Origin of the sequence: Prevotella sp. AM42-24 (genome assembly GCF_003461825.1) — a bacterium.
GTDB lineage: Bacteria > Bacteroidota > Bacteroidia > Bacteroidales > Bacteroidaceae > Prevotella > Prevotella hominis.
In genome coordinates, this window is sequence record NZ_QTXV01000032.1 from 12,438 (window position 1) to 39,407 (window position 26,970).

A 26,970-nucleotide genomic window follows, 5' to 3' on the forward strand; every position below is an offset into this window, starting at 1 on the left:
AATAACAATATGAAAAAAATTGTAATTTTAGGAGCCGGCGAAAGCGGTGCAGGTGCAGCCGTGCTGGCAAAGAAGGAAGGTTTCGAGGTTTTCGTCTCTGATATGTCAAAAATCAAAGACAACTATAAGAAACTGATGGATGACCACAATATCGAATGGGAAGAAGGTCATCATACGGAAGAGAAAATTCTGGATGCCGATGAAGTTATCAAGAGTCCTGGTATTCCTAAGGAAGCACCTATGATTCAGAAGTTGATAGCTAAAGGCACACCTATCATCAGTGAAATCGAATTTGCTGGCAGATATACAGATGCTAAGATGATCTGCATCACAGGTAGTAACGGTAAGACCACAACTACTTCTCTGATATATCATATCATCAAATCGGCTGGCTATGACGTAGGTTTAGCTGGCAATATCGGCAAAAGTCTTGCATTACAGGTTGCAGAAACTCCTCATCAATACTATGTCATTGAGCTGAGCAGTTTCCAATTAGACAATATGTATCAGTTCAGAGCTAACGTGGCTATCTTGCTGAACATTACTCCAGACCACCTGGACCGCTACGATTTCTGCATGCAGAACTATACTGATGCCAAGATGCGCATCACACAGAATCAGACTGAGGAAGATAGTTTCATCTACTGGAACGACGATCCTATCGTGAAAAAAGAATTAGAGAAATACAACCTCAAGTCACATCTTTGTGCATTTGCAGAGAACAAAGAAGAAGGAACTGTTGGCTACATAGAGAATGGCAAGTACATACTCGATTTTCCACAGGCATTTGAAATGCCACAGGCAGACATGAGCCTCAGCGGAAAGCATAACATCTACAACAGTCTGGCTGCAGGTCTGGCTTGCAACATTGTAGGCATCAGCAAAGAAATCCTCCATAAGGGATTAAGCGACTTCCCTGGCGTGGAGCATCGTCTGGAAAAAGTAGGAAAGTTTGATGGTGTATATTATGTCAACGATTCTAAGGCGACAAACGTGGATGCATGCTGGTATGCACTTGAAAGTATGACAACTCCTACTATTCTTATCATTGGAGGTAAGGACAAAGGTAACGATTACAATCAAATAAAAGACCTGGTAAAGCAGAAGTGTGCCGGCATCGTATATCTCGGAGCAGACAACCAGAAGTTACACGATAATTTTGACGAGCTGGGTATTCCTGTACGTGACACCCATAGCATGAAGGACTGTGTAGCGGCCTGCAAAGAACTTGCTAAGCCTGGCGATACCGTTTTACTGAGTCCTTGTTGTGCAAGTTTTGATCTGTTCAAGAACATGGAAGATCGAGGCGAGCAATTCAAGACTTTAGTCAGATTATAATAAAGATAGGAAATAATCAAATGAACAAGAAAATAGGCAACATATTTAAAGGAGACAAGGTAATATGGATGGTGTTTTTCTTCCTTTGCATGATTAGCATTATTGAGGTATATTCTGCCTCAAGTTCGCTAACATACAAAAGCGGCAATTACATGAAGCCTGTCATCCGACATATAGGATTCATCATCTTTGGAATCTTCACCATGATTTGCATGCTCAAAGTAAAATGCAAGTACTTCAAGATTGCCACTCCATTCATGCTTGCCATTTCTTTAATCATGCTGATTTGGGTATTGATAGCCGGTCAGGCTACCAATGGTGCATCAAGGTGGGTAAATTTTATTGGTTTCCAATTCCAGCCTTCCGAATTCGCTAAGGGAGCAGTTATTCTGGCCGTGGCCCAGATTCTCAGTGCCATGCAGACAGAGAATGGCGCCGACAAACGCGCGCTCAAGTATATTATAGTTGCTTCGTCTATTTTCATCCTACTGATTGGGCTTGAGAACTTATCCACAGCCATGCTGCTATGTCTCACCATCTTTTTCATGATGATCATTGGAAGGATTCCTAAGGCACAACTCGGAAAACTATTGGGATTAGCCATAGCATCTGGAGCGATAGTAATTGCAACGGTGATGCTTGTAGGAAAAGACAAGAATCAGTCAACAGGTGACAATACGCTTACAGAGAATATCAAGAAAGAGGAAAAAGAACCTGGCTCCATCGAAAAGCTATTCCATAGAGCAGATACGTGGAAGTCGCGAATAGACAAATTCCTGAACCACAAAGATGTTGCTCCAGAAGATGTTGACTTGGATAAAGACGCACAGGTTGCTCATGCAAACATAGCCATAGCCTCATCCAACATCGTGGGCAAAGGACCAGGCAACTCGGTTGAACGAGACTTCCTGTCACAAGCCTTCTCCGACTTCATCTACGCCATCATCATAGAAGAGATGGGAATAACCGGAGCCGTATTTGTGGTCTTCCTATACATTATATTATTATATAGAGTAGGAAGTATAGCCAACAGATGTGAGAACAACTTTCCTGCATTTCTCGCCATGGGACTTGCCATACTGCTCGTCACTCAGGCATTGTTCAATATGCTCGTAGCAGTAGGTTTAGCACCAGTTACCGGTCAGCCGCTTCCACTCATCAGTAGAGGTGGAACTTCCACCGTCATCAACTGTCTATATGTTGGAATCATATTGAGTATCAGTAGAAGTGCCAAGAAAAAAGACGAGTGCAATACAGAAGCAAATACATCAAAATTGGCTACTGCATAAAAAAACACTATAAAAAATAGTGAAAAATGTAGAATTGTTGATTTTTTTATTTATCTTTGCGTAATAAATTAGAAAATTATGAATAATGAACTGAGAATTATAATAAGTGGAGGTGGAACTGGAGGACATATTTTCCCAGCTGTATCCATCGCCAATGCCATCAAGGCCAAATACCCTGAAGCAAAGATTTTATTTGTTGGAGCATTAGGCAGAATGGAAATGCAACGTGTTCCTGCTGCCGGGTATGAGATTAAGGGATTACCTATCTGCGGCTTTGATCGTAAGCATCTGTTCAAGAATATTGCCGTGCTCTTCAAAATATGGAAAAGCCAAAGAATGGCAAAGAAAATCATCAACGACTTCAAGCCAATGGCTGCAGTCGGTGTTGGTGGTTATGCCAGCGGCCCTACTCTTAACGTATGTGCAAGCAAGGGTATTCCTTGTTTAATTCAGGAACAGAATTCATATGCAGGAGTAACCAACAAGTTACTCGCAAAGAAAGCTGACAGAATTTGTGTGGCATACGAAGGAATGGAACGTTTCTTCCCTGCTGACAAGATCATCATGACAGGAAACCCTGTACGCCAAAACGTATTGGAGACTACTGTTACGGTGGAAGAAGCAAGAAAACAATTCGGACTTGCACCTGAAAAGAAAACCATTCTTCTGGTAGGTGGTAGTCTCGGAGCAAGAACCATCAATGAAAGCGTATTGCAAAACTTGGATAAAATTGCCAAAAGTGATATCCAGTTTATCTGGCAAACAGGTAAGTATTACAAGGCATCCATCGCTGAACAGATGAAAGGCAAAGAATTGCCAAATCTCAAAATCATGGATTTTATCAGCGACATGGGAGCGGCATACAAAGCTGCAGACTTAGTTATCAGTAGAGCCGGTGCCAGCAGTATCAGCGAATTCTGTCTTATAGGCAAACCTGTCATTCTGGTTCCAAGTCCTAATGTAGCAGAAGATCACCAAACGAAGAATGCCATGGCACTGGTAAATAAAGATGCAGCCATCTATGTAAAAGACTGCGAAGCACCTGGCATACTTATCGACAAGGCTATCAATACAGTCACAGATATTCAGAAATTAAACTCACTCAGTGAGAATATTAAAAAATTAGGTTTAAAGAACTCTGCCGACGTCATTGCCGACGAAGTTGTAAAATTAGCAAGAAAGTAATGGAACTGAAAGATATTAAAGCAGTATATTTCGTAGGAGCTGGCGGTATAGGCATGAGCGCTATCGCAAGATATTTCCTCAACAAAAAGTTGGTTGTTGCTGGTTACGACAAGACCCCTTCTCACCTTACACATGATTTGGAAAAAGAAGGCATGCTCATCCATTATGAGGAGAATACAGACCTGATACCAGAGGCTTGCAAGGATCCAAAAACGACATTGGTCATCTTTACTCCAGCCATCCCAGCAGAGCACAAGGAACTTGTGTATTTCCATGAGAATGGATTTACCATCGAAAAACGTGCCCAGGTATTAGGTACTTTGACTCGCACACATAAGGGTTTGTGCGTAGCAGGAACTCATGGTAAGACCTCAACATCAACCATGTGCGCCCACATCATGCATCAGAGTCATATAGACTGTAACGCTTTCTTGGGCGGTATTTCTAAAAATTACGGCACCAACTACATACTTTCCGACAAGAGCGACTATGTAGTCATAGAAGCTGATGAATTCGATCGCAGTTTCCATTGGTTGCGTCCTTGGATGAGCGTAATTACTGCAACAGACCCAGACCATCTGGACATCTATGGAACAAAAGAAGCATATCTGGAAAGTTTCCGTCATTATACAGAACTTATCCAACCAGGAGGTGCACTCATCATCCATAAGAATCTGGAAATGAAACAGAACGTACAGGATGGAGTTAGAATCTACGAGTACAGTCTTCATGAAGGAGATTTCCACGCAGAAAACATCAAGATAGAGAATGGCGAAATCACATTTGACTTCATTTCTCCTATCGAAAATGTAGAGAACGTAGAACTCGGTCAGCCTGTGCCAATCAACATCGAAAATGGTATTGCCGCAATGGCAATGGCACAATTGAATGGTTGCAAGGCAGAAGAACTCAGACAAGGAATGAAGACATACGAAGGTGTTGAAAGACGCTTTGATTTCAAAATCAAAGATGCCAAGCACGTATTCCTATCAGACTATGCCCATCATCCAAAAGAAATCTACCAGAGTGTAAAGAGCATCAGAGAGCTGTATAAGACACGAAAGATTACTGCAATCTTCCAGCCTCATCTTTATACCAGAACACGAGATTTCTACAAGGATTTTGCAGAAAGCCTGAGCATGCTTGATGAAGTAATCCTGTGTGACATCTATCCAGCAAGAGAGGCTCCGATACCAGGAGTGACCTCAAAGCTCATCTACGACAATCTCAAGCCAGGAGTAGAAAAGAGCATGATACACAAAGAAGATGTACTGGATCTTGTAAAAAATAGAGATTTCGATGTTCTTATCGTATTGGGAGCTGGCGACTTGGACAACTACGTTCCGCAAATGACAGAAATTCTTAAGCAGAAATAATGCGCATCAACTGGAAGAAAACGATTATCATCACACTGGATTTCGCCATAGGTATATATCTGGTGTTTGCATTCACCAAGCTGAACAAGCCTGATGAATCAAACTTAATATGCACCAAGGTAAACATCAACATACAAGATGAGATGACCAATGGCTTTCTTGATGCAAAAGAAATAAAAAAGAGACTGAAAGCAAAAAAGATCTATCCTTTAGAGAAACCTTTGAACAAGATTAGTACTCGCCATATAGAGGAGACTCTGATGCAAAGTCCTTTCGTCAAATCTGCCGAATGCTACAAGACTCAAGACGGTCTCGTTGATATCAACCTTACTCAACGCATGCCGATCGTAAGAATCAAGAGCATCAATAATGAAGACTATTATGTAGATGACCATTATCAGATTATGCCCAACACCAAATACACCAGCGATATGATTATCGCCACGGGCTACATCAATAAATGGTATGCTCAAAAATATGTCTCGTTATTAAGCAAGGCATTGATGACTAACGAGTTGTGGAGAAATCAAATAGAACAAATTAACGTTCTACAAGATAAAGGAATAGAACTTGTTCCTCGAGTAGGAAACCATGTCGTCTATCTGGGCAATCTTCCAGAAGCAAACGCTGTGGAAAAACGGGAGAAAGACATTCAAGACTTCGTAAACCGAAAGATGTCACGCTTGGAAAATTTCTACAAATATGGACTATCCAAAGCTGGTTGGAACAAATACTCATATATCAATCTGGAATTTGACAACCAGATTATTTGCAAAAAGCATAATAGCAACAGCTAGTATAAATAGCTAATAAAAATAAAAAAGAATCAGATAATATATAAAGACTATGCCAAAGGAATTTATAGTAGCAATAGAGCTAGGGTCATCCAAGATGACGGGTATAGCAGGCCAGAAGAATTTAGATGGCAGCATCACTGTACTAGCACTCGTGGAGGAAGACTCGTCTTCTTGCATCAGAAAAGGTGTCATCTATAACATAGACAAGACTTGCCAGAGCTTGACTAACATCATAAATAAATTGAAAACAATTCTCAAGCAAGACATTTCTCAGGTCTATGTCGGCGTAGGAGGAAGATCTATCAAGAGCGTCAAGAACATAATTGTAAAAGATTTACCTACCGCATCCATCATAACTCAGGAAATGATTAATGAGCTGATGGATATCAACCGCAACATGACATATCCTGATCAGGAGATCTTGGATGCTGCAACACAGGAATATAAGATAGATAACCAATATCAGATAGACCCTGTCGGCATACAATGCAATCACCTGGAAGGTATTTTCCTCAATATCTTGTGGAAAAAGAATTTCTACAACAATATTTACGCTTGTTTTGAGAAAGCCAACATTCCGATAGCAGAAATGTACTTGGCACCTCTCGCCATGGCAGACAGCGTATTGACAGACTCTGAGAAGAGAGCTGGCTGTGCGTTGATAGATTTGGGTGCTGACACGACGACGGTATCTGTATATTACAAAAATATTCTTCGCCATCTGTCAGTCATTCCACTTGGCGGTAATAATATCACCAAGGATTTGACCTGTCTTCAGATAGAAGAGCAAGAGGCTGAGAATATGAAATTGAAATATGCTAAGGCATATACAGACATCAAGAATATCGACCCAACTCTCAACTATTCTATTGACAAGGACAGAGTAGTAGAGAGCAAAAAGTTTATAGAAATTGTTGAAGCCAGAGTAGAGGAAATCGTTGAAAATGCCTGGTATCAAGTCCCTATAGAATTTGCTGACAAACTTTTGGGAGGTATTATCATTACGGGTGGCGGAAGCAATATGCCTGAAATAGAGAAGGTATTCAGAAACCACACCAATACTCCTAAGATTAGATTTGCTAAGTTTGTTACCCAAACCGTAAAAGCGAAAGATGCAAAGATCAACAACCACGATGGTACCATGAATACCATTCTGGGACTTCTTGCCAAGGGTGACATGAACTGCAGTGGGGATGAAATCAGCAACGATTTGTTCACCAACAATATAGAACGACCTCTTGCCGCAGACAGTACACCAAAGGTTTCTCGCAACCCTAATGAAACTGCAGGAACAGGAGTTGTACCTACTCCTGCTCAAAAACGTGAAGAGGAGTTGAGAAAGAAGAAAGAGGAAGAAGAAAGACTGGCTAAAATCGCAGAAGAGGAAGAAAAAGAGCGCGAAGAGAAAAAGCGCAAAGAAAACAGTTTCCTCCATAAAGGATTCAGAAAGCTCAAGGATTTCTTCCTGGATACAATCTCTGAAGAAGAATAAAAATGCTCAAATAGTAGGGTAAACTCTCTAAAAATGGACTATAATTAGGATAAACTCTAAAGAATATAAAGATTATGCAAGATAGCAAACCACATATCCTTGATTTCGGTGAACCGGAAAAGGAAAATAGCATCATCAAAGTAATCGGTGTTGGTGGTGGCGGCGGCAATGCAGTCAACCACATGTACCGGGAAGGCATTCACGATGTAAGTTTTGTACTTTGTAATACCGACAATCAGGCACTTAATGATTCTCCTGTACCAGTCCATCTCCAATTAGGAAAAGAAGGACTTGGAGCCGGCAACAAACCTGAAAAGGCAAAACAAGCTGCCGAAGAGACATTGGAAGACATCAAACATATGCTTAATGATGGTACCAAGATGGCTTTCATTACTGCAGGTATGGGCGGAGGAACAGGTACTGGAGCTGCTCCTGTCATTGCACGCGTCAGCAAAGAACTGGGCATATTGACAGTCGGCATCGTAACCATTCCTTTCAAATTTGAAGGTCCGAGAAAAATCGACCAAGCACTCGACGGCGTTGAAGAAATGTCTAAACATGTAGATGCCTTGTTGGTTATCAACAATGAAAGACTTCGTCAGATTTATCCTGATCTGGCGGTTTTGGATGCATTCGGCAAGGCAGACGACACGCTAAGTGTAGCTGCCAAGAGTATCGCAGAAATCATTACTGTACACGGTCTCATCAACCTTGACTTCAATGATGTTAAAACCGTCCTCAAAGACGGAGGCGTTGCCATCATGAGTACGGGTTATGGTGAGGGTGAAGGACGCGTCAAGAAAGCGATAGCTGATGCATTGAACTCACCTCTGCTCAATGACAATGATGTTTTCAATTCCAAAAAGATCCTTCTTAGCATTGCCTTTGCAAGTGAAAAGAAAGACAATCCGGGTCTTACCATGGACGAAATGAATGACGTAAACGACTTCATGGAAAAATTTGGTGATGACTTTGAATTGAAATGGGGACTTGCCATTGACCCTGAATTAGGAAGCAGAGTCAAAGTAACCGTCTTGGCTACAGGTTTCGGATTGGAAGATGTAGAAGGTATGAACCGCCATCTCAAGAAACATACAGAAGAAGAATCCCGACGCCTTGCAGAACAAGAAGAAAAAAGAGCAGAGAACGAGGAAAGAAGAAAGAGATATTATGGAAGTGACGGTACAACGACTCAGTACAAACGTCACCCACATATCTTCCTGTTCAAGCCAGAAGATCTGGACAATGAGGATGTGATTCTACAAGTAGAGAACACACCAACATATAAACGTACAAGACAGACTCTTGAAGAAATCCGAAACATCGCTTCTGGAAAAATCGAAGATGATGAAAACAGAAACGCAGATGGAAGTGAGCCTGTACAGGGAGTCATCAGTTTTGCATAAGTAAAATCCTCACAAAGGATTCAGCAGAACAATTCCTGAAGTACTGATAAAGACTTCAGTTCCGGAAATCCGGGAATATGAAGACGATAATATTCTATCATCACCTCTACAGAATGATTCCGCTCCTGGCGGGACATCTTGTAGAGGTGCATTGTTTTATAGTCTAATCGGAACATTTGCAAAAGATGAAAAGAATCACTTTCTGATAAATAATGAGAATGAGCAGGAACGTAAGGTACGAACTTCCCCTCATCCAAATCAAAATACTTAGATTGTTCCAGTCCTTCACTCAAATTGGGTCCTATTCCCATATAAAAACTCAATCTCATTAAAAACAGCAAATGAAAATTAGCAATTCCTTCATGAGCACCATCAAACCAAACCAAACTATCATAAACAAAATAAAACAAAGGAAGATTCTTCTGTTCTAATTTGGTAGCATACAGCAGGAACTCTGCCAAAAACAGAGAAACAGATATTTTTATAGGAGAAAAAGGAATATCCTCATAAGGGTAGAGAATACCTATATTTTTAATACGCTGCAAATTCTGGTTAGCCCGGAAATCAAATTCTAAAGTCACCAAAGTCAATGGCTGGAAATATTGTCTTTTGGAATTACTCTTTGAAGATTTTGGAATTTTCACCAAAAAGGACACTCTTCCTCTGGATTCCGTCAGAAAATCCACAATAAATTGCGACTCTCCATATTTAATAGAATGTAGGACAATTGCTCTTGTTTTTTCCATCATACGAACGTTTTTAGATGATTTTGAGGGCAAAATTACAAAAAAAACACGCATTTAGAGAAAATTTTCCAGAAAAAATTTGCAGGATTAAAATAAATGTAGTAACTTTGCACCCGCAAAACAACAAATGGTCCCTTCGTCTATCGGTTAGGACGAGAGATTTTCATTCTCTAAAGAGCAGTTCGACTCTGCTAGGGACTACATAAGAAAATAAAAAAATAAAATATTAAGATGGCAAATCATAAATCATCAATCAAGAGAATCCGTCAGGACAAAAAGAAGTCTTTGCACAATAAGTACTATGCAAAGACAATGCGTAACGCTGTACGCAAGTTGCGCAACATGACTGATAAGGAAGAGGCTGTAAAGCTCTATCCTACAGTTCAGAAGCTTTTAGACAAATTGGCTAAGATTAACGTTATCCATAGCAACAAGGCTGCAAACTTGAAGTCAGGTTTGGCTCAGCACATTGCTAAGTTGGGTTAATACAACGTTAAAAGCTAAAAAGATATATAAGGTTGCAATTCGAAAGAATTGCAACCTTATTTATTTTATATCAAAACTAAGCATTTCACTATTTTTTGCAGTTTTTTAGCAACAAAAATTGCATATTCTCATGTTTTTTCCGTATCTTTGCACGATAATAATACTAAGCAAAGAAATGGCAGAAAATACAAACAACGCAAATAATTATTCAGCGAGCAACATTCAAGTCCTCGAAGGCTTGGAAGCTGTTCGTAAGCGTCCTGCGATGTACATTGGTGACATCTCAGAAAAGGGTCTCCACCATTTGGTCAACGAGACCGTTGACAACTCCATTGATGAAGCCATGGCTGGATATTGTACAGACATTGAAGTTACAATCAATGAAGACAATTCTATCACCGTAGAAGACAATGGTCGTGGTATCCCTGTTGATATGCATGAAAAGCTTCACAAATCCGCACTCGAAGTCGTTATGACAGTACTTCACGCAGGTGGTAAATTTGACAAAGGTTCCTACAAGGTATCTGGTGGTTTGCATGGTGTAGGTGTAAGTTGTGTAAACGCACTCTCTTCACACATGAAATCTCAGGTATTCCGTGGAGGTAAAATATATCAGCAAGAATACGAAAAAGGTAAGCCCCTCTACCCTGTCAAGGTTGTTGGTGAGACAGAAAAGCGAGGTACATGCCAGCAATTCTGGCCAGACCCTACAATCTTCACCCACACCATTTACAAATGGGATATCATCGCAAGCCGTATGCGCGAGTTGGCATTCCTCAATGCTGGTATAAAGATTACCCTTACAGATCTCCGTCCTGACGAAGAAGGTAAAACCAAACAAGAGGTTTTCCATGCAAAAGATGGTCTGAAAGAGTTTGTAAGATACGTTGACCGCCATCGCACTCACCTGTTTGATGATGTCATCTATCTCAAGACAGAGAAGCAAGGCATTCCTATAGAGATTGCCATCATGTATAATACAGACTATACAGAAAACATCCACTCCTACGTAAATAATATCAACACGATAGAGGGTGGTACTCACCTTACTGGTTTCCGCATGGCTTTAACCCGTACGCTCAAAGCTTACGCAGAAGCTGATCCATCAATCTCCAAGCAGATTGAAAAGGCTAAGGTAGAGATTGCTCCTGAAGATTTCCGCGAAGGCCTTACTGCTGTCATCTCTATCAAGGTTGCAGAACCACAGTTTGAAGGCCAGACTAAGACCAAATTAGGAAACAGCGAAGTACAGGGTGCCGTTCAGCAGGCTGTCAATGAAGCTTTGGCTGATTATCTGGAAGAACACCCAGATGAAGCTAAGCGTATTTGCGAAAAAGTAGTTCTGGCAGCAACAGCACGTATCGCAGCCCGCAAAGCTCGTGAAAGCGTACAGCGAAAGAACTTCATGACTGGTGGCGGTCTCCCAGGAAAACTTGCAGACTGCTCTATCAAGGACCCTAAGGAATGCGAGATTTTCCTTGTCGAGGGTGACTCTGCTGGCGGTTCTGCAAAACAAGGTCGCGACAGATTCCATCAAGCAATTCTTCCTTTGCGCGGTAAAATTCTGAATGTAGAAAAAGTACAATGGCACAAAGTCTTTGAGGCTGAGTCCGTTATGAATATCATCCAGAGTATCGGCGTACGCTTTGGAGTAGATGGTGAAGACAGCAAAGAGGCTAATACAGAAAAGTTGAGATATGACAAGATTATCATCATGACCGATGCCGATGTCGATGGTTCTCACATCGACACACTTATCATGACTCTCTTCTATCGCTTTATGCCTAAGGTTATCGAGGAAGGACATCTCTATATTGCAACTCCACCTCTCTACAAATGCTCATTCAAGAATAAAGTCAGCGAATACTGCTATACTGAGCAGCAGCGTCAGGCTTTCATTGACAAATACGGAGAAGGACAAGAGGATAAAAACATTCACACACAACGATACAAAGGTTTGGGTGAGATGAATCCAGAACAATTGTGGGAAACTACTATGGATCCATCTACACGATTACTCAAACAGGTTACAATAGAGAATGCTGCACAAGCAGATGAAATCTTCTCTATGTTGATGGGTGATGATGTTGAACCTCGTCGAGAATTCATTGAACAAAATGCGACCTACGCTAATATTGACGCATAATAAATACAAGGCAGGCTCATTAAACAAGCCTGCCTTGTATTTATATTCAGTAATATTACCTTATTAACCGGAAATATAATGACTAAAGAATTTTTTTTTAGCCTTTCTCTATGTGCTATAAGTTTTACAGCAAATGCACATAAGAAGGCAAATACAACGCAACTTCCACTTACCTTATGGTATAACCAAGAGGCACATGCCTTTGAGGAATCACTACCTATCGGCAATGGCAAGTTGGGAGCATTAGTTTATGGTGGAGCTGATAATGATTCTATCTACCTGAACGACATCACTTTGTGGACAGGACAACCTGTTAACCCTCAAGAAGGAGGTGAGGCATATAAATGGATACCCAAAATACGGGAAGCTCTGTTTAAGGAAGATTATAAGACAGCCGATTCCTTGCAACATTTCGTGCAAGGACACAACTCGGAATATTACCAGCCTTTAGGCCTGATTCAGATAAAGGACTTTAATCAAGGGAAGATCAGTAACTATCATCGCCAATTAAGCTTAGATAGCAGCCTGGTATCCATCAGTTTTGTGCGTAATGAAGTTACCTTCAATAAGGAATACTTCGCCTCTCATCCGGACAAAATGATTGCCATAAGACTGAGCGCCTCTAAAAAAGGGGCCATCAATAGTGATATTTCTCTTACGTCGCTCATTCCTCATCGAGTGAAAGCATCCGAAAAACAACTCACTATGTCGGGACATGTTATGGGTGAGGAAGAAAACAGCATACACTATTGCTCCATACTGCAAGTAAAAAACACAGATGGTAGCATTAGTGCCAGTGACTCTACCCTACACCTTACAGGAGTAACAGAAGCTATTATCTATCTGGTCAATGAGACCAGTTATAATGGTTTTGACAAACATCCTGTCAAAGAAGGAGCACCCTATTTAGAAAATGTCACTGACGATATCTGGCATCTGATAAATTTTACATACAAAGAATTACGACAAAGACATCTATCAGACTACAAAGAACTCTTTGATCGGGTAAAATTCAACTTGTCTGATGCGAAATATGATGTCCAGAATCCAACAGATAAACAATTGCTATCGTATAGTGACGAAAATAAGCATAATCCTTATCTGGAAATGCTCTATTTCCAATATGGCAGATACTTGCTTATCAGCAGTTCACGAACAAATGGCGTACCAGCCAATCTTCAGGGTCTCTGGGCTCCTGCACTCAAGTCACCTTGGAGAGGAAATTACACCATCAATATCAATTTGGAAGAGAATTATTGGCCAGCAGAATCAACCAATCTCCCTGAACTGGTAATGCCTGTTGATGGACTTGTAAAAGGAATGGCTGTAACAGGTCGCCATAATGCCCAACATTTTTATGGCATAAACAAAGGTTGGTGTGCAGGACATAATACCGATGCATGGGCTATGTCAAATCCTGTAGGAACCGGTAACGAAAGCCCTCAATGGAGTAATTGGGCGATGGGAGGTGCCTGGCTTGTACAGACACTATGGGATCATTATGACTATACAAGAGATATTAATTACTTAAGAGATACAGCCTATCCTCTCATGAAAGGGGCTTGTGATTTCATGCTTGAATGGCTCATAGAAGATCCTCATAATCCCGCACAACTGATAACTGCACCATGTACATCTCCAGAAGCTGACTACATCACCGATAAAGGATATCGAGGAAGTTCACTATATGGCGGCACAGCAGACTTGGCGATTATCAGGGAACTATTCAAAAATACGATTAAAGGTGCCCAAGCACTTGGAATAGACAAAGATTACCAAGTACGCCTGCAAAGTTCATTAGAGCGCTTACGCCCTTATCATATAGGAAAAAGAGGTAATCTCATGGAATGGTATCACGACTGGGACGATCAGGACTGGCATCACAGACACCAATCACACTTACTGGGTCTATACCCTTTCCATCAAATCTCGTTAGCGCAAACGCCGGATTTGGCGCAAGCTGCAACAAAGACATTGGAAATAAAGGGCGATAAATCTACAGGATGGAGCACAGGATGGCGCATCAATCTATGGGCACGCCTACATCGTCAGGACAAAGCTTATCAAATACTGCGCAAGTTGCTTACATATGTGAGCCCTGAGAAATACAAGGACCGGAAACATCATTCTGGTGGAACCTATCCTAACCTGTTTGATGCGCATCCGCCATTCCAGATAGATGGTAATTTCGGTGGAACAGCTGGCATCTGTGAGATGCTTATGCAGTGTGATGGAGAAAACATGGACTTGCTTCCTGCACTCCCAGACTCATGGAAGCAGGGAAATATCCAGGGAATCAAAGCCAGAGGAAACTACACCCTCAACCTCTATTGGAAAGACAAGAAGGTTTCAAAGGCAGAGATTATTAGCCATGCGGATGGAAGATTAACCGTAAACTACAACGGGAAATCTCAAAAAATAACACTTAAGAAAGGAACAAAGAAAGTTCTCAGATGAAAAGAATCGAAACTTTTATATTGGCAATGCTTTGGGTACTAAATTCGAATGCACACGAATTTAGTACTCATTGGATTTCCTACCCTACACCCAACGACTCGTCAGAAGTTCTTTTCTGCCACGTTTTTCCTTCACAAGGGAAACCCAAACAGGGAAGCATTTCTTTTGCAAGCTGTGGAAGAATAAAGGTATTTGTCAACGAAAGAAATATTAGTCCAAAAGCCTATTTCTGTAATCCTGACTCTGCAACGGTTTTCATATATACATATGATATAACAAGGTTTCTGCAACCGCATAAGAATACGATTGCTGTATGGTACGCTCCAGAAAGTGGTAGAGAGCCATCCAAACAACTTTCTATGGAATATTATGGATATGATGCTAAGGGTAAATATTTCTACCATAAAGCAAATGGAGACTGGAAATGTTGCATACTAAAAGGATGCTATGTCAAAAAAGAAATAGAAGCATTTGACGCATGCAGTTATGACACCCAGTGGAAGTCTCCGGATTTCGATAGATCAAAGTGGTTAAATCCATTAGGAGCTTACAACCAATCAAGGGACAACAAGTTGATTAACAATTCTTTTGAGCGTAAACTTTGTACTATTCGACATATTATGACTCCAATAGATGTTTATCGTGACCAAAAGAGTATTTATTACGACTTTGGCAAGGTATTCAAGGGAACACCAAGAATAACTTTAAGAGAAGCTAAAAGAAAAGAGACTATTAACATGGATGGATTTATATATACTTGTAATGGCGAATTAGATGAACAAGGATTCCGAAGATTCACTAATAAAAGCCAAAGAATTATTAAAATCTACCGTAATTCTCAGTATTTCAAAGAATCTCAAATTGTTAACATAGAGGGATTAGAAAATGAATAAAGAATATTCTAACACACAAAAAAAATAAAAATATAATCCTAAAACCATGACAAATTTAAATACAAAAAAAGAGATTTCTATTGCACAAGCAAAAGAAATCAAGTCTGAATGCAAATTTTTAGATGACGAAATTTGCTATATTGAAGATATTGACGTAGAAGACCTGCCATCAGAGAAAACGGAAGTGAAATGCATCACTCTTATTTTATGTTTGGAAGGAACTCTACGTTATGATACAAATGGGCATACTGTTATTGCAGAGAAAAACAGCATCCTCTATTTCGCGAGTGGACAACATGTAGATAACTTCAGAGTTATGTCTTCTACTTTTAAAGGAAAGGCTTTACTTATAAAAACTTCAAACATTAGCCAGCTTGCTGAAAATTTCACCAATATTTCTACTTTAACAAACAAATTAAATAGCATAGACAAAGTAAAAATTGGTACAGACGACATATATAGCATAAACTGTTTACTGACACAAATAAAGACATTCATGGACAAGAAACAAAATAGATATCAAATGACTTTTGAACTTGTCCATGTTATCATAGAGCTATCATTGTCACAAGCGATTTTCTACGACAAATACAATGAACAAACAAAAGACCTGCAATTATTTGAACAATTCGTCGATTCAGTTGAGAAGAACATTTTTACTCAAAGGAATATTTCTGAATATCACAAACTCCTCAATATTTCACCAGGCAAATTAGAGAAGATTGTACGAAGTACCATCGAGCAAAGCCCTAGAGAATATATACAAAAGCGTCTTGTAACGTATGTCTGTCTCATAGCAGAATATACAAACAAAAAACAAATGCCAATAAAAAAGATTGCAGAATTAGTACACTATAAGAATCAGTGTACCTTATCTGAATTGGTAAAAAAACATATCGGCATTAGTCTGAAGCAATATCAGAATCTTGAACCAGAGCAGCAACATCGCATAATTCATCGTACCAAGGCTGACCAAAACGCTGTACTAAAGGTCCTTCCAAAAACTTATATACAGGAAGATTTAATTCCTGACCTTTTTTAATGGCAGCCTTACAGATACGCCATTTGTTATAGTTAATGCCATACACTTCATTACCAAAATGCTTGACGCGGATGGGATAAAGTGCACATGAGATAGGTTTCATAAAATGAGATTTTCCTTCACGATACGCACGTTCCAAAGCACAGAGGCAGCAATTAGGTATCGTATGACCATCATTCATATCCTGAAGGTCTTGGTAGCAAGTAAACACGCAATCCTTGCCATTTACAATACTTGTTACCAAATCACCTTCGATATCTGTATATGCAACACCCTGCTTGTCAATAACAGCCTGTGCTGAAGCCGATAGATCATCCCAAACGACATCCAACGCATTCTCTATTTCCATGACCTCATCCAAGGAAACAGGAGCTCCCGCATCGCCTTCGATGCAGCACTCGCCCTTGCAGACATCAAGATCGCAACAGAACTTTTCGGTGATGATATCAGGTGAAACCAATACGTTGCCCACCTGCAGAATACGCAATTCGTCTTTCTTCATAATGTTTTTTGAGATGAATATTAAAGAATGATAGCCACCCACGATGGATAGCTATATATAAAAGTGGATAGCTATTATATTAAAGGTGTGCCTACCATTGGATAGGCGCAATTCCATTCTGCTGCAGATAGGCATTGCAGCGGGAGAAATGATGATTACCAAACCATCCGCCACGGTTGGCAGATAATGGCGATGGATGCACACTTTCCAATATCAGGTGCTTGCTCGTGTCGATGAGCTTTGCCTTACTTCGGGCATAACCGCCCCAGAGGATAAACACCAGGTGTTCCTTATCCTTGCTGAGCGCCTGGATTGCGGCATCAGTGAATTGCTCCCAACCCTTGCGCTGATGGCTCGCAGCCTGATGAGCACGAACGGTAAGGGTGGCGTTGAGCAACAATACTCCCTGCTTTGCCCAGCGGGTCAAATCACCTGTAGCGGGCATCGGAGTACCGAGATCCATCTGAATCTCTTTGAATATATTAATCAATGATGGTGGGAAAGTAATTCCTTCAGGCACAGAGAAACTTAATCCCATCGCCTGCCCGGGCTCATGATAGGGATCCTGTCCGATAATCACGACCTTTACATCATCAAAAGGACAGAGATTGAAGGCATTGAAAATCAAACGGCCCGGAGGATAACAGGGCGTACGCAGGTATTCCTCTTTTACGAAGTTTGTGAGGTCAACAAAATACTGCTTGTCGAATTCTTCTCCTATATGCTGTCTCCAACTTTCTTCTATCTTTACGTCCATAATGATTTAAGTTAAAGAAGTCAAGGCTCCAAAAAGCCTTGACTTCCGAAATTATTATTAGTCAATAATCAAGTTTTCACCAGTCATATCAGCTGGCTGCTCCAAGCCCATGATGTGGAGGATAGAAGGAGCAACGTCTGCCAAACGACCATCCTTTACGGTAGCTGAGTTGTTGTCAGTTACGTAGATGAATGGAACTGGGTTCAAAGAGTGAGCGGTGTTTGGTGTACCGTCCTCGTTGATAGCGTGGTCTGCATTACCGTGGTCAGCGATGATGATAGCCTCATAATCGTTAGCCTTGGCAGCCTCGATAACGTCCTTTACGCAGTTGTCAACAGCGTGAACAGCCTTAGCGATAGCGTTGTAGATACCTGTGTGACCTACCATATCACCATTAGCGAAGTTTACAACGATGAAGTCGTACTCCTGTGTGTTGATAGCACCCACCAACTTATCCTTTACCTCGTAAGCGCTCATCTCTGGCTTCAAGTCGTAAGTAGCTACCTTTGGAGAAGGAACCAGGATACGGTCCTCACCCTCGTATGGAGTCTCACGACCACCATTGAAGAAGAATGTTACGTGAGCATACTTCTCTGTCTCTGCAGTGTGGAGCTGCTTCTTGCCCTGTGCGCTCAAGTACTCGCCGAGAGTGTTCATTACGTTCTCCTTAGGGAAGAGGATGTGAACACCCTGGAAGCTTGCATCGTATGGAGTCATGCAATAGTACTGCAAGTCCTTGATGGTGTGCATGCCTTCCTCTGGCATATCCTGCTGAGTCAATACCTGTGTCAACTCCTTGGCACGGTCGTTACGGTAGTTGATGAAGATAACAACATCACCCTCCTGGATAGTACCGTCAACCTTTGAGTTATTGATTGGCTTGATGAACTCGTCAGTTACGTCTTCATCATAGCTCTCCTGCATTGCCTTCACCATATCGTCAGCCTGCTTACCCTTACCCTCAACGAGCAAGTCGTATGCTTCCTTCACACGGTTCCAACGCTTGTCACGGTCCATTGCATAGAAACGACCTACGATGCTTGCGATGTGTGCACCGTTCTTGTCGCAGCAAGCCTGAACCTCCTCGATAAAGCCCTTACCGCTCTTAGGGTCTGTATCACGACCATCCATGAAGCAGTGAACGTATGTCTCCTTCAAACCATATTCCTTACCAATCTCAATCAACTTGAAGAGGTGATCCAAAGAAGAGTGAACACCACCGGTAGAAGTCAAGCCCATCAAGTGGAGCTTCTTACCTGTCTTCTGAGCATAGCTGTAAGCGTTGATGATCTCCTGATTCTTCAAGATGTCACCGCTCTCGCAAGCCTTGTTGATCTTAACGAGGTCCTGATATACCACACGACCAGCACCGATGTTGAGGTGACCTACCTCAGAGTTACCCATCTGACCTTTAGGAAGACCAACGTCCTCGCCACAAGTCTGGAGAGTAGAATGTGCTGAAACTGCTGTCAAATAATCGAGATAAGGAGTTGGAGTCTTGAAAATAACATCACCCTTATCATGCTTACCGATTCCCCATCCGTCGAGAATCATTAAAAGAGCTTTTTTTGCCATAATTACATAAAATAATTAAAATTCGAATTTCGACTGCAAAGTTACAACAAAATAGGTGAAGGACAAAATAAATTAAGATAAAAAAACTCCCACCTTTCTAAAAAGATGAGAGTTGATAACAAGATCAACAGGTTCGCAGGATATATCCCTTCTTGATGACAGCTTCGATACTTACCTTTTCATCCAGGTTCAATGCCCGGCGAAGATAGGTAATCTGCACGTTCAGGGCAAGGGAATTGGAGTATGAGTCATCACCCCATACTTCATTCAGTATGAAATCCCGCTCTACAAGCTGGTTCTGGTTCTCGGCAAGAAGCTTCAGAATTTCAGCTTGACGAGATGTGATGACTACTCTGGAATTACCACATTGCAGTTCATTCTGCGCATAGTAGAAAGCAATGGAACCGATAAAAACAGCAGATTCTTCACCTTTGCCGTCTTCTTTCGGTTGCTTCGACTCATAAATCATATTCTTCAGGAACTCATGGCGAATGCCGTCAATGCGTTTCTGGAAGACTATGGTCTTAACCAGATAATACAGACATCCTATCAAGATGAAAAAGAGAAAGATGCTTCCTATCAATTGCCACATCATGGCTTTGAGCGTTCGAGTAATAGGAATGGGCACCTGAAAAGAAATACCTTGGCGAAACATTGGATTCGTCTGATACTTTACCGTCACCACACGTGACCATCTGCCTTCGACATCATATTTTGCATTCAGGAAGACAGTCTTGTAATCCAGATGGCGAAAAAAGGATATCTTCCCATATCCCTTATCATCCAGTAATCTTTGATAAGAAGCCAATGAGGGATGCTTACCTATATAAGCCAGATATCTGCTGATGATGAGATAAGCATCATCACCCGTAAGATCAGGATCATTCAAACGGACAAGAAAGCGGTGATTGTTCCAAAAAGAAAGCGTAGTACGGCTACATCCCTTCTTCATATCATATTCAGATTCTATCTTAAGCATAACCGTATCTCTTCTACCTTTCGTAGATGAATTCTCCTGCAACTTTTTTCTATTCTTCAAATCTTGCGCCAACACCTCATCACAATCCTTTTTGAATTGCTCTACCTGCTGGTCTAAGCTATATTGACATTGAAGATGGAGCCAATATGCCTGCGTGCAGAACAACAATACGATTGCTACCCCACATACCATCCACACTATTTTCAGCTTACTGTTACTTTTCATACATTCCTGATCTTTTGAAGTTGACGGCAAAGTTACTGAAAAATCCGTAAACAAAGGCAAGAGTAATAAAATAATAATAGGCGAAAAGAAGCAAAAGTAATAACTCAGTAACAGAAATCATCGATTTCATCGGATGATCTCAGTACCTTTGCATCACAAAAACAAAAGAAACAGATAAAATAATGAATAATTGACGAAGATTATGAAAAAGGTATTATTAATAGCATGGCTTGCATTATATGCTTGCATGCTCCAAGCTCAAACAGTAAACCTGTTCGATGAATCAAGCATTGGCATGGGAGATTCCATTGATCAGGTAAAGTATCAGGTAGTATATGATGCCGAGTATATTTACGAAAAGAAATATACCAAGACCGACACCCTCATTGGCCGCATCGAAGAGAAAATGCTCTTGCAGATTGGCAACAAGTATTCCGCATTCTACAGTTATCCGATATTCCAAAGAGACTCTACCATCTCCGCAAATATGGCAAAAGGAATACCAGTAAATTTCTCCGGTAATGGCGGACAGATTAATTGGAAAGTATATAAGAACTATCCAGAACAGGGCAAGACTGCCTATCTCGATTTTTTTGCTGCTGACAGATATTTGTGCATTGAACCGATGGAACCGATAGACTGGCAACTCACAGACAGTATCGATTCCATCTGCGGTTACGAGTGCCACCAGGCTATTGCCAAGTTTAAGGGGAGAACATGGATTGCATGGTACACGGAAGACATCCCTATTGACAATGGTCCCTGGAAGCTGAGCGGACTGCCGGGATTGATTCTCAAGGCTCACGACTCCGAGAACGATTATGGATTTACAGCTGTAGGACTCACAACAGGCAAAGGCTCCATACCTATCTATTATAAAGGTAAGACTTTCGAGCCTATCGACCGCAAATCATTGACCTCCATTTACAAAAAATACTATGCCGATCCAATCGGTTATCTGCTTCAAGATGCCAAGTATGCTGCAATTGTAAAGATCAAGGATGAAAAAGGAAATATCCTGAAGCATTCCAAGCGTGCTGAGCCATACAATCCGATTGAAAGATAATTAGCAGTTTACTTCTTTGCCAGACAAGCGTCTTAAAGACATTAGCGAGATAAGTGTCTAAGGTAAAATAGAAAAGAGAAAAAAAGATGAAGAAAATAATAGTTCTTTTCACTATTCTGTTCGTGGCGTGCCATGCGTTTGCCCAAGAGAAGATTAGCGGTTATGTGGAAGATTCACTTACACACAACCGTCTGACCAACGTATCGGTTACGCTGCTGCGTAATGGAAAGCCCTTAAAGTTTACACGCAGCAAGGGAGACGGAACTTTTCTGATTCCCATAGCACAAAAACAAACTGGCGATATGCTGCAAGCTTCCTACATGGGCTATAAAAAGCAAAAAAAGGCGGTTTCATCGGAAAAAGAAACCATCATCAGTATGGCTTCAACAGCTTTTGTCTTAAAGGAAGTACAAGTAAAAGGCTCTCGCATCACGGGTCGAGACACCATATCTTTCGACCTCACCCGCTTTGCCAACGAACGAGATAACTCCCTGAAGGATGTATTGAAAAAGCTGCCTGGCGTGGATATAGAGAAGAATGGCCGTATCAACTACAATGGTAAGCCCATCAACCGATTCACTGTGGAAGGTCTCGACCTGACCGGTGGCAAATATAACCAACTAGAGGAGAACATCAAGGCAAAAGATTTGAAAAAGGCCGAAGTCATCGAGCATGACCAGCCTATCAAGGCGCTCCAGAACAAGACCTTTACGGATAATGTAGCGATGAACATCGCCCTGAAAGACAGTGCTCGCAACAAACTGATGTCCACCCTCAAGCCTTACATGCTCGTAGGGCATCCGTCCCGCGTAGGCGGAAGCATCAATATCATGCAAATTGGCAAGAAGAAACAGATGATGTATGATGCAGAATACGACAGAACAGGTAAAAATCTCGGCTATGCACTTAACCAACTCGCATCTTACAGCAATCGTCTGGCTCCTGCCTCCCTTCCATTATGGCTATCAGTACCATCGCTTGACGCTCCTATCGACGAAGAACGCCTGCGCTTCAACACCTCGCAAAAATACTCCATCAACCATATCAAGAAGAATAAGGACGATGCAGAGACTCGCATAGAAGCCAACTATCTTCGTACGGTAACCCGACAAGAGCGAGAGAACATGAGTATCTACAACCTCGGTGAAGAAGCTCCCACAGTTACCACGGAGCACAACCACAAGACGATGATCAGCGATGCCTTCAATCTGCAATGGGAGAACAAGGTAAACAAGGCTGAGCATTATGGCAACGAGAGCATCAGCCTCAGCGCAGCACAAAGCGACGGTTTATCAAACATCAACGACACGCTTACCCAACGTGTCCGCATCCCAAAGCTCGACCTATCGGCAAGTATCTACCGCCTCTTCGTCTTCAAGAAAAGTCAACTCTCTTGGCGTAGCACTGCCGACTATCACCATGGTGTGGCGGACCTCTACGTTAACGACGAACGCAATCGCATCCGCACCAACCTTTGGCATACAGCACACGCCTTACAGTGGATGAGGAATCGCTTCCACTGGACACAGGAATATAGAATGAGTATCGACCTCAACAACATCTATGCGAAATATCAGAAAAGAAGCGATGAAATCGGCAAAAACAGTCTTAACATCACAGGGAAGTTCACCCCTTACTGGCAATACAAGACCGAGACGTTCCGTATGTCGTTCTCTCCCGATTTCATGTGGGAACGCTTCACCTATCCACAGAAAACTCTACTTACCATATCACCCTACCTTTACTTATATAAGAAATTGGATTTCCGTAGAGAGTTGACTATCTACACAGGATACAGTACAGGAACAGGCAATGCCACCAACTACGCCATGAAGCAATATCGTCTAAGTTATCGCTCTTGGTACACTTCGAGCGACATCATTCCGATAACTCGTTCTCTTTATGGCAAGTTGAGCTACGACTACAAGCGTCCTATCAAGGAAATCTTCTTCAGCGCATCGGTCAATGCCAGCAAAAACTGGATGAACACGGCATCCGACCTACGCATCGAGGATGGCAAATACTATACCTCATTATATAAGCAGGACAGCAAGAGCAACAATCTAGGAGCATCACTCTACATATCGAAGGGTTTCTACGACTTTCATCTGAAAACCCGTCTGGAGGGCAGTTACAACTACAGCAAGGGTGAGCAATACAGCAGCGGCAAAGCCATCAGCTACACCGCCGACAACTATACTGTAAAGCCTAGCATCGACTTCTCGCCGTCCTGGTGTGCCTTTAGCTATGAGGGAGAATTCTCTTTTTACAACTCGAAACGTCAAAAAATGGCGAAGTCATCGTTATTTAATTGGCGTCAAAGCGTATCTGCCACCGCTACCATCAGCCATGTGGACCTCTCCTTCTCGCTCGTACATTATCACAATGAACTGCAAGAGGGCAGCCACCTTAACACCCTCCTTGGCGATGCCTCGGCAGTTTGGAGAATGAAAAAGCTCCGCCTTTCAGCAGAGCTTCGAAACCTTTTCAACAAGAAGAACTATATGGAAACCATCTATAGCGGCATCAGTACATTGACCGACAGCTATTATCTTCGCCCTCGCGAACTGATGATTTCCGTCCAGTATTCCTTCTAAACAAGAGGGTGTGTCATAAGTCTATGTCACACTCTCTTTTATTTTACTTATTGCATAATCCTAGAAGTATCGCAGCCTACTCCAAAAAGGAATACCATTGTCTGTTTCTTATCATTTAGGTGTCCACTTCCTAGGAAGTAGACACCCCAGTGCGCCATTCTGTTGGTATTTTACCGTTTTTTTATTCATGAAACAAGTCATCTGCCACGACTTCGCTCTGCACCATCCCCCAATACTCATTATGAGCAAGACCATTTACTGTTATCATTGTGAGATGCAAAGTCTTTCTGGTCTTCGTGGTCTGCAAGAAACGCTCTATCTTATGTGCTAAATTCCGACTATAGTCCTGACTAATGACATATTTATCTTGCGAGAACTTAATCTCGCAAACATTCACTACATTGTCTGCACGTTCTATCAATAGGTCAATTTGCGCACCTTGACCATAAATAGGGTCATCTTTGACAGACCAGGAAGAAACACTTGTCAAGACACCACTAATGCCTAACTTGTGCTTGATTTGATTTACATGTTGCATACATACTCGCTCAAACGCCAAGCCAACCCATGTGTATCTCACAGGCGACAAATAACTATGCGACCAGAAATGCTCATCGCCTCCTTTATTGTCTTTCATAAACTTGAAGTAGAACAATGTGAAGTTGTCTATCAGTTGATAAATAGTATCATTCCGCTTCTTGCCAAAAGCATTGTATTTACGGATGAAGCCACATGCTTCCAAGTCGTCAAGAATTCGAGTGATATTGGCACCACTCGACAATCCTATCTTTTCTAACAGTTCAGTACGAGACATTCCCACCTTGATGGTTCCCAAGACGTTGATAACTTTCAGGTAAGGTTCAGGATTGTTGAACAAAGAATCATACAACTCGTTAAACTCATTGTGTAGTTGACCTGTTATTGAGAACAATAAGCTATCTATATTTTGAGCCACGCTCTTTCCTTTGTCCAACAAAGACCAATAGAAAGCAACACCACCCAATACCATATAATATTCCAACAATTCATAACGGGTTGTGCGCATACCGATGCTTTTGGCATACAGTTCACATTCGTGCAAAGTGAAAGGTTGTAAAGATATACGGAGGTTTACTCTATTATGCAAACCGCCATGATTTTTCAACACCTTATTAATAATCCAGGATGTAGCAGAGCCACAAACAATCAAAATGACATCCTTGCGTGCAGAGGCAAAACTATTCCAAAAGTATTCCAATGCTGTAATGAAATTTGAGCGAGGAGTATCCATCCAAGGTATTTCATCTATGAAAACTACTTTCTTCTCAGCTTCTGATTGCTCTATCAATTGCTCCAACATCGAAAAAGCCTCTATCCAATCTTTGGGCAAACGAGCCTTTGGGAATCCGCTCTTCAGTAGCGACTCCTTAAAATAACGCAATTGCAGTTTTGTACTTGCTTTTGCAACACCAGAATGTTGAAAAACGAATTTATCCGCAAAACACTCTCTAACTAGATAGGTCTTGCCCACACGTCTTCTACCATACACTGCAACAAACTGTGAGCTATCTGACTCGTAAGCTTTATGCAGCATCTCTTGCTCTTGTTCTCTTCCTATCAACATATTTTATTGCTTTTGCGTGCAAAGATAATAAAAAAGTGCTTATAACAACCCAAAAGTCCTAAAAAAAATGACTTTTGGGTTGTTATAAGCACTTTTAGGGGCGTTCTGTACGCCATTCTGTTGGTATTTTGCCAGTCTTCTCTTTAAAGATGCGATAACGATGAGGAAGACTAGTTCTTTCTGAGATAGTTCAACTGAACCTTAGGAGCGGTAACATAAACCTCAGCAACTTCCTTGCCGGCAACCTTACCGGTATTCTTGATAGTTACGCTAACCTCGATATTGTTGCCTTTAGCCTTGACTGATGGCTTGCCAAACTCGAAGGTAGTATAGCTCAAACCATAACCGAATGGATAAGCCACATTCTTCTTGAAGGTATCGAAGTAGCGATAACCTACATAGATATCCTCCTCGTGGTTGCTCCTGCCGCAACGGTAAGAGCCAATTTCTTGTAGTTCATCATTTTGTCGTTTATTTAGTTAGTTATTACTTTTCTGTTCCTTTAGTCGTTTCGTCAGTTCCATGCAGTCCCTGAGAATACTGCATTTCTTCAAAAACTTGCTGCAAATATAATAATATAAGAGGGTGTGTCATAAGTCTGTGACGCACCCTTTTTCTATTTCTATTTTTCTACAAGCAATGCTAAATCATAATATTTTTCGACTACACTCCCTATTCTCCAAAATACTCTTTTAAATTTCCTTCTCTGCCCGGGTATATTTTTCTCCCTGCCCACGCAAGAATTTTTCCGTGGGCAGGGAAAAATAAAAGTGGGTACAGGGATGGATAAAACATGTTATATAGACATATCCATAACAAAGTAGTAAATTTACCGCTTTATGTAAGAAAATGCAGTAAATTTACTCATTAGTGTCCAATTTCTATTGGACACTAATGAGTTTCAGGTATAAAATAGTATGTTATTGTAAAAGTTTTTATACTTTTGCAATAGCATAGTTTAATGATACAAAATAATGATGAAGCAAACTTTTATACTTCTGTTCTCCTGTTGG

At 41.3% G+C, this 26,970-nt stretch carries 19 protein-coding genes and 2 pseudogenes; 14 read left to right on the plus strand and 7 right to left on the minus strand.

Annotated features, from left to right (window positions below):
* Positions 1-9: 9 nt before the first annotated feature.
* The 7 genes from murD (at position 10) to ftsZ (ending at position 8,883) form a co-directional block, all read left to right on the plus strand.
* Positions 10-1,338 carry a UDP-N-acetylmuramoyl-L-alanine--D-glutamate ligase gene (gene murD / locus DW917_RS10360; protein ID WP_022110205.1) on the plus strand — a complete coding sequence of 443 codons (1,329 nt, stop codon included), beginning with the start codon at positions 10-12 and terminating at the stop codon, positions 1,336-1,338.
* A gap of 20 nt (positions 1,339-1,358) precedes the next feature.
* Complete coding sequence (locus DW917_RS10365) at positions 1,359-2,627, plus strand: FtsW/RodA/SpoVE family cell cycle protein (protein WP_118118470.1); 1,269 nt, start codon at positions 1,359-1,361, stop codon at positions 2,625-2,627.
* 78 nt (positions 2,628-2,705) lie between these two features.
* Positions 2,706-3,812, plus strand: coding sequence for an undecaprenyldiphospho-muramoylpentapeptide beta-N-acetylglucosaminyltransferase (gene murG, locus DW917_RS10370; protein ID WP_118118472.1), 1,107 nt, complete (start codon positions 2,706-2,708; stop codon positions 3,810-3,812).
* Complete coding sequence (murC, locus tag DW917_RS10375) at positions 3,812-5,188, plus strand: UDP-N-acetylmuramate--L-alanine ligase (protein ID WP_118118474.1); 1,377 nt, start codon at positions 3,812-3,814, stop codon at positions 5,186-5,188. The genes murG and murC overlap by 1 nt, the downstream gene beginning before the upstream one ends.
* Positions 5,188-5,985, plus strand: coding sequence for a cell division protein FtsQ/DivIB (locus DW917_RS10380; protein ID WP_022110201.1), 798 nt, complete (start codon positions 5,188-5,190; stop codon positions 5,983-5,985). Before murC ends, DW917_RS10380 begins: the two co-directional genes overlap by 1 nt.
* 49 nt (positions 5,986-6,034) lie before the next feature.
* On the plus strand, positions 6,035-7,477 hold the full coding sequence (gene ftsA / locus DW917_RS10385; protein WP_118118476.1) for a cell division protein FtsA: 1,443 nt from the start codon (positions 6,035-6,037) through the stop codon (positions 7,475-7,477).
* A 74-nt stretch (positions 7,478-7,551) separates the two neighbouring features.
* Positions 7,552-8,883 (plus strand): cell division protein FtsZ, encoded by a 1,332-nt coding sequence (gene ftsZ / locus DW917_RS10390; RefSeq protein WP_118118478.1) that lies wholly within the window; start codon positions 7,552-7,554, stop codon positions 8,881-8,883.
* Between the two features lie 20 nt (positions 8,884-8,903).
* Here ftsZ and recO read toward each other — a convergent pair whose 3' ends face one another.
* Entirely contained in the window at positions 8,904-9,632 is a 729-nt protein-coding gene (gene recO, locus DW917_RS10395) for a DNA repair protein RecO (RefSeq protein ID WP_118118480.1), read from the minus strand.
* Between the two features lie 228 nt (positions 9,633-9,860).
* Here recO and rpsT point away from each other — a divergent pair, with 228 nt between their 5' ends.
* The 5 genes and pseudogenes from rpsT to DW917_RS18160 form a co-directional block, all read left to right on the plus strand.
* Positions 9,861-10,115, plus strand: coding sequence for a 30S ribosomal protein S20 (gene rpsT, locus DW917_RS10400; RefSeq protein ID WP_022110197.1), 255 nt, complete (start codon positions 9,861-9,863; stop codon positions 10,113-10,115).
* Positions 10,116-10,290: 175 nt separating this feature from the next.
* Positions 10,291-12,261 (plus strand): DNA topoisomerase (ATP-hydrolyzing) subunit B, encoded by a 1,971-nt coding sequence (gene gyrB / locus DW917_RS10405; RefSeq protein WP_118118482.1) that lies wholly within the window; start codon positions 10,291-10,293, stop codon positions 12,259-12,261.
* Positions 12,262-12,339: 78 nt separating this feature from the next.
* Entirely contained in the window at positions 12,340-14,718 is a 2,379-nt protein-coding gene (locus DW917_RS10410) for a glycoside hydrolase N-terminal domain-containing protein (protein WP_118118484.1), read from the plus strand.
* Positions 14,715-15,611 (plus strand): hypothetical protein, encoded by an 897-nt coding sequence (locus DW917_RS10415; RefSeq protein WP_118118486.1) that lies wholly within the window; start codon positions 14,715-14,717, stop codon positions 15,609-15,611. Before DW917_RS10410 ends, DW917_RS10415 begins: the two co-directional genes overlap by 4 nt.
* A gap of 523 nt (positions 15,612-16,134) precedes the next feature.
* Positions 16,135-16,473: pseudogene (locus tag DW917_RS18160) on the plus strand (hypothetical protein); the annotation flags it as partial.
* 40 nt (positions 16,474-16,513) lie between these two features.
* Here the strand turns inward: DW917_RS18160 and DW917_RS10425 are convergent.
* The 4 genes from DW917_RS10425 to DW917_RS18165 all read right to left on the minus strand — a co-directional run bounded on the left by DW917_RS10425 (position 16,514) and on the right by DW917_RS18165 (position 20,691).
* Entirely contained in the window at positions 16,514-17,155 is a 642-nt protein-coding gene (locus tag DW917_RS10425) for a DUF3109 family protein (protein ID WP_118118489.1), read from the minus strand.
* A 91-nt stretch (positions 17,156-17,246) separates the two neighbouring features.
* Complete coding sequence (locus DW917_RS10430; RefSeq protein WP_118118491.1) at positions 17,247-17,912, minus strand: uracil-DNA glycosylase; 666 nt, start codon at positions 17,910-17,912, stop codon at positions 17,247-17,249.
* A gap of 57 nt (positions 17,913-17,969) precedes the next feature.
* On the minus strand, positions 17,970-19,487 hold the full coding sequence (gene gpmI / locus DW917_RS10435; protein WP_118118493.1) for a 2,3-bisphosphoglycerate-independent phosphoglycerate mutase: 1,518 nt from the start codon (positions 19,485-19,487) through the stop codon (positions 17,970-17,972).
* 124 nt (positions 19,488-19,611) lie between these two features.
* Complete coding sequence (locus tag DW917_RS18165) at positions 19,612-20,691, minus strand: transcriptional regulator (protein ID WP_370453530.1); 1,080 nt, start codon at positions 20,689-20,691, stop codon at positions 19,612-19,614.
* Between the two features lie 202 nt (positions 20,692-20,893).
* On the opposite strand from DW917_RS18165, the gene DW917_RS10445 reads away from it, so the two are divergent.
* Positions 20,894-21,757, plus strand: coding sequence for a GLPGLI family protein (locus DW917_RS10445; RefSeq protein WP_118118496.1), 864 nt, complete (start codon positions 20,894-20,896; stop codon positions 21,755-21,757).
* 86 nt (positions 21,758-21,843) lie between these two features.
* Positions 21,844-24,354, plus strand: a complete 2,511-nt coding sequence (locus DW917_RS10450; RefSeq protein ID WP_118118498.1) for a TonB-dependent receptor — start codon at positions 21,844-21,846, stop codon at positions 24,352-24,354.
* 181 nt (positions 24,355-24,535) lie between these two features.
* Here DW917_RS10450 and DW917_RS10455 read toward each other — a convergent pair whose 3' ends face one another.
* Both DW917_RS10455 and DW917_RS10460 read right to left on the minus strand, forming a co-directional pair.
* Positions 24,536-25,957 (minus strand): ATP-binding protein, encoded by a 1,422-nt coding sequence (locus DW917_RS10455; RefSeq protein WP_118118500.1) that lies wholly within the window; start codon positions 25,955-25,957, stop codon positions 24,536-24,538.
* A gap of 200 nt (positions 25,958-26,157) precedes the next feature.
* Positions 26,158-26,376, minus strand: a pseudogene (locus tag DW917_RS10460) (hypothetical protein); the annotation flags it as partial.
* Positions 26,377-26,970 lie beyond the last annotated feature (594 nt).